Annotated in this window: 1 protein-coding gene; it reads right to left on the bottom strand. The window is 61.1% G+C overall.

Going from position 1 to position 458, the window contains the following annotated elements; translation table 11 throughout:
- Positions 1-152: 152 nt before the first annotated feature.
- Positions 153-458, bottom strand: a 306-nt coding sequence (locus tag I6F37_RS39365) for a hypothetical protein (RefSeq protein ID WP_225154282.1), incomplete at its 5' end; no start/stop codon positions are given.

Below are 458 nucleotides of genomic sequence, written 5' to 3'. Positions count from 1 at the left end.
AATCCGCCCCTCTGGAACGCGAGGATCGACCCTGACGCGGATTGGTGAATCGGCGTTCCATGTGTGGGTGAAGGTGCCGTCTTCGTTGGCGGTTGTGATTGGTTCGCCAACGATTCGGTTGAATCCTGCGACCATCTCCCAATACTCAACACTCACGCGATCAACCTCCGATCCTGCTCACGCAACGTCACCAGCGTATCGTCGTCATCCGCTCCCGCCACGGTCGAGGGTTTGACCGTCTTCGGCTTGACCGTCTTCGGCTTGACCGTCTTGCGCATCGTTCGGGGCACCGGTGGGAGTCCGGTCGTGCCTGCTCGTTTGCGCGCGTCCTCCAACGTCGACGCCCGATAGGAGTCGCCCCATCGTTTGTCCTTGTGGAGCGTCACGAAGTCGTCAAGGGAGAGCAATCCCGCCCGATACTCGGCACCGCCCTGCCTGCCTAAAATCCCGTCCTGGAC

The sequence above is a fragment of the Bradyrhizobium sp. NBAIM08 genome (genome assembly GCF_020193935.1).
Classification (GTDB): Bacteria; Pseudomonadota; Alphaproteobacteria; order Rhizobiales; family Xanthobacteraceae; genus Bradyrhizobium; species Bradyrhizobium yuanmingense.
The sequence above is the reverse complement of the archived record's forward strand: the minus strand, read 5'-3'. Positions and strand labels throughout refer to the sequence as shown.